Raw genomic sequence first — 3,709 nt, 5'->3', positions numbered from 1 at the left:
TATTTTTCGTTATTTCCGGCTATCTGATGACAGCGATTATCGTTAAATCGCTGAGCGCAGATTCCTTTTCCTTTTTAACGTTTTATAAAGCCAGGGTGCTGCGCATAGTACCCGCTATGACCGCCCTGCTGCTGTTTGTGCTGCTGATTGGTTACCAGATTTATTCTCCTGCCGACCTGATCACTCTGGGTGAGCATGTATCGTCAGCCATCACCTTCCACTCAAACTCAACCTTCCTGTCAGAAGCAGGGTATTTTGATATTGAGTCCCACGAGAAAATTCTGCTTCACACCTGGTCATTATCGGTTGAATGGCAGTTCTACATTATTTTTCCGGTCCTACTCTGGGCACTGCACCGAATATTCCCTGCCAGCTGGATTGGCGGCTTTATCATCGCCGGCACGATTGCTGGTGCCGTAGCGTCCGTTCTTTACAGCAGGGAGAATCCGGCGGCTGGGTTTTACCTGCTTACCAGCCGATTCTGGGAACTACTCGCCGGTGGCTCGGCATTTATTCTGCAAAACAGGCTGACGATTAAAAAAGGCACCACAGTTTTCAACCTTGCCATAGCAGTCATCATCCTGTGCTTTTTTATGCTCGACAATACAATTTCATGGCCTGGAGCGGCGACTCTCATTCCGGTTTCAGCGGCGATGATTGCCATACTGAGCAAACCGCGAAAGCTGCCGGTTATGGCATTCGAACCAATACAGAAAACCGGTGACTATTCGTATTCACTGTATCTCTGGCATTGGCCGGTTGTGGTCCTGCTGACATTAAATCAACTGACCGACACCCGCGAATTAATAGCAGGGATATTGCTCGCTTTTATCGCGTCGGTGATCTCCTATCGCTTCATCGAGCAGCCTACCCGCTCTTCCGGCAGAACAGGTCTGGCTTTGATCCTGATTGCCGCAGCGCTGGTCTATGCTGGCGGAAAATATTACGAAAATAATGGCGGCCTGCCGCAACGCTTCCCTCATCTCGCTCCTTTGTTTGACAGTGCGAAACCAAGCCCATACCGGGAAACGTGTCACTCTAAAAAAACGGCCGAGATACCGCCTGAGTCCGCTTGTCGCTATTTTACCGGCAAGACGGAGTGGGCGGTCATTGGCGACAGCCACGTCATCGAACTGGCCTATGCATTAGCACAGGAATTAGAACCCGCCGGTATTGCTGTACAACATCACAGCTATTCCGGCTGCGCCCCGTCTTACGGGCAAGCGGATGACTTCAGCAGATGCAGTCGTTGGCTCAACGCAACCACCGACTATGTTGCTGAGGACGCTGATGTAAAACATGTAGTACTCGGTCACCGCTACACCAGGGCCTTATATGGAGGCGATTCCCTCAGCAGTCACCTCACCGCCAATCCGGCTGAAGAGGCAGACAGAGAGCTTATGACGTCCTCTTTGAAGCATCAGATTGAGCATCTTCAGGCGGCTGGTAAGCAGGTATACCTGATGTTACCAATTCCAGAGTTGTCAGCCCGCATAATGAGGATAATTTCAGACGCCGACATCCCTGAAGACGCTGAAAATATCACCATCCCCGGGTTAAGCAGAAAATTCTATCAGGAGCGCAACGCCTACATTCTTCATGCATTAGAGCAAATGCAGTTCAGCAGCGAACCGAAGCTGATCGATCCGGCCGGGATATACTGTGGCGATTCAGACTGCTATGCAGTGCGGAATAGTACCAGTCTCTACTTTGACGACGATCACCCATCAGTTGCCGGCGCCCGTATGCTGGCAGAAGAGATCATCGCACTGAGCAAGGAAAAATAAGTTCTGCAGATCACGCTTATAAGATGATCTGCAGAACAAACAGACCCAAAAAACCCGCAACCTTTGCAGGTGGCGGGTTTTTTCAATAAGCCGGAGCTTATTCGTCGTCAGCTACTTCAACAACGTCAGCTGCTTCAACAGCAGGACGGTCAACCAGCTCGACATAGGCCATTGGTGCATTATCGCCGGCACGGAAACCACATTTCAGAATACGAATGTAGCCACCAGGACGGGACTGATAACGCGGACCCAGGTCAGTGAACAACTTACCTACTGCTTCTTTGCTACGAGTACGGGCAAAGGCCAGACGGCGATTAGCAACTGAATCTTCTTTTGCAAGAGTGATCAGTGGCTCAGCTACACGACGCAGCTCTTTCGCTTTTGGCAGAGTAGTCTTGATGATTTCATGCTCGAACAGGCTCACCGCCATGTTTTTAAACATGGCTTGACGGTGTGCGCTAGTACGATTGAAGTGACGACCACTTTTACGATGACGCATGGTTAAATTCCTTAACTAACTGAACGTTCCGCTCAGGCTAATACTTTATCGTCGTTACGGAGGCTGGCAGGTGGCCAGTTCTCCAGGTGCATACCCAACGACAGTCCGCGTGAGGCGAGAACGTCTTTGATTTCAGTCAGAGACTTCTTACCTAAGTTCGGTGTCTTCAGCAGCTCAACTTCAGTGCGCTGAATCAGATCACCAATGTAGTAGATGTTTTCGGCCTTCAGACAGTTGGCAGAACGAACAGTCAGCTCCAGATCGTCCACAGGACGCAGGAGAATCGGATCGATCTCTTCTTCTTCGCGAACCGTTTCAACGACTTCGTCGTTTTCCAGGTTTACGAAGATGGCCAGCTGTTGCTGCAGGATGGTCGCGGAACGGCGAATCGCTTCTTCCGGATCAATAGTACCGTTGGTTTCCAGATCGATAACCAGCTTATCCAGGTCAGTACGCTGTTCTACACGCGCAGAATCTACGCTGTAAGACACACGTTTAACCGGGCTGTAAGTGGCATCCAGCTGGAGTTTGCCAATGGCCTTGGTTTCTTCATCGTTCTGGTTGCGGGACTCAACAGTCTCGTAACCACGACCGGAAGCAACTTTCAGGCTCATTTTCAGCTCAGCGCCTTCACCAATATTGGCAATGACGTGATCCGGGTTGGCAATTTCAACACCATGATCCAGTTGAATATCGGCAGCTGTCACTGTTGCCGGACCAGTTTTGGTCAGGCTCAGGATTGCTTCGTCACGTTCATGTAATTTGACCGCAACCCCTTTCAGGTTCAGCAGGATTTCAATAACGTCTTCCTGCACACCTTCGATAGCACTGTACTCATGCAGAACGCCGTCGATTTCGCATTCTACGACTGCTGCGCCTGGCATAGAGGACAGCAGGATACGACGCAATGCGCTTCCCAGAGTGTGGCCAAAACCGCGCTCCAGAGGCTCCAGAGTCACCTTGGCGTGGGTGTTGTTTACCTCATCAACCTGAATGTTGCGAGGAGTCAAAAATTCATTAACTGCACGCTGCATAGCTGCCCCTTAAGTTCCTCTATTATTTAGAGTAAAGTTCCACGATCAGGTTTTCGTTGATCTCCGCAGGGAGATCAGCGCGCTCAGGAACTGCTTTAAAAGTTCCTTCCATCTTGCCGGCATTCACATCAATCCAACCGCAGTCAGCACGCTGACCAGCCAGATCGAGTGCAGTCTTGATGCGATCCTGAGACTTTGACTTCTCACGGACAGCTACCACATCACCGCCTTTAACCTGGAAGGAAGGAATGTTAACGGACTGACCATTAACAGTGATTGCTTTGTGAGACACCAGCTGACGTGCTTCAGCACGGGTAGAACCAAAGCCCATACGATAAACAACGTTATCCAGACGTGATTCCAGCAGCTGCAGCAGGTTTTCACCGGTT

General features: G+C 50.4%; 4 protein-coding genes. 1 reads left to right on the top strand and 3 read right to left on the bottom strand.

Going from position 1 to position 3,709, the window contains the following annotated elements; genetic code table 11:
- Positions 1-1,787: acyltransferase family protein (locus B2Z72_RS17235; protein ID WP_297005409.1), on the top strand; the 1,787-nt coding region annotated here is incomplete at its 5' end.
- A gap of 97 nt (positions 1,788-1,884) precedes the next feature.
- On the opposite strand, the gene rplQ is transcribed toward B2Z72_RS17235, so the two are convergent.
- The 3 genes from rplQ to rpsD form a co-directional block, all read right to left on the bottom strand.
- Positions 1,885-2,286 carry a 50S ribosomal protein L17 gene (rplQ, locus tag B2Z72_RS17230; RefSeq protein WP_296985158.1) on the bottom strand — a complete coding sequence of 134 codons (402 nt, stop codon included), beginning with the start codon at positions 2,284-2,286 and terminating at the stop codon, positions 1,885-1,887.
- 32 nt (positions 2,287-2,318) lie between these two features.
- The gene (locus B2Z72_RS17225) at positions 2,319-3,320 is read right to left on the bottom strand and encodes a DNA-directed RNA polymerase subunit alpha (protein ID WP_296985160.1); all 1,002 of its coding nucleotides are present in this window, start codon (positions 3,318-3,320) and stop codon (positions 2,319-2,321) included.
- Positions 3,321-3,342: 22 nt separating this feature from the next.
- A partial coding sequence (rpsD, locus tag B2Z72_RS17220) for a 30S ribosomal protein S4 (RefSeq protein WP_297005406.1) occupies positions 3,343-3,709 on the bottom strand: 367 nt, incomplete at its 5' end.

Origin of the sequence: Thalassolituus sp. UBA6592, assembly GCF_002433655.1 — a bacterium.
Lineage (GTDB): Bacteria > Pseudomonadota > Gammaproteobacteria > Pseudomonadales > Oceanobacteraceae > Venatoribacter.
Note: the sequence above shows the minus strand (reverse complement) of the source record. Positions and strands in the feature narration are given on the sequence as shown.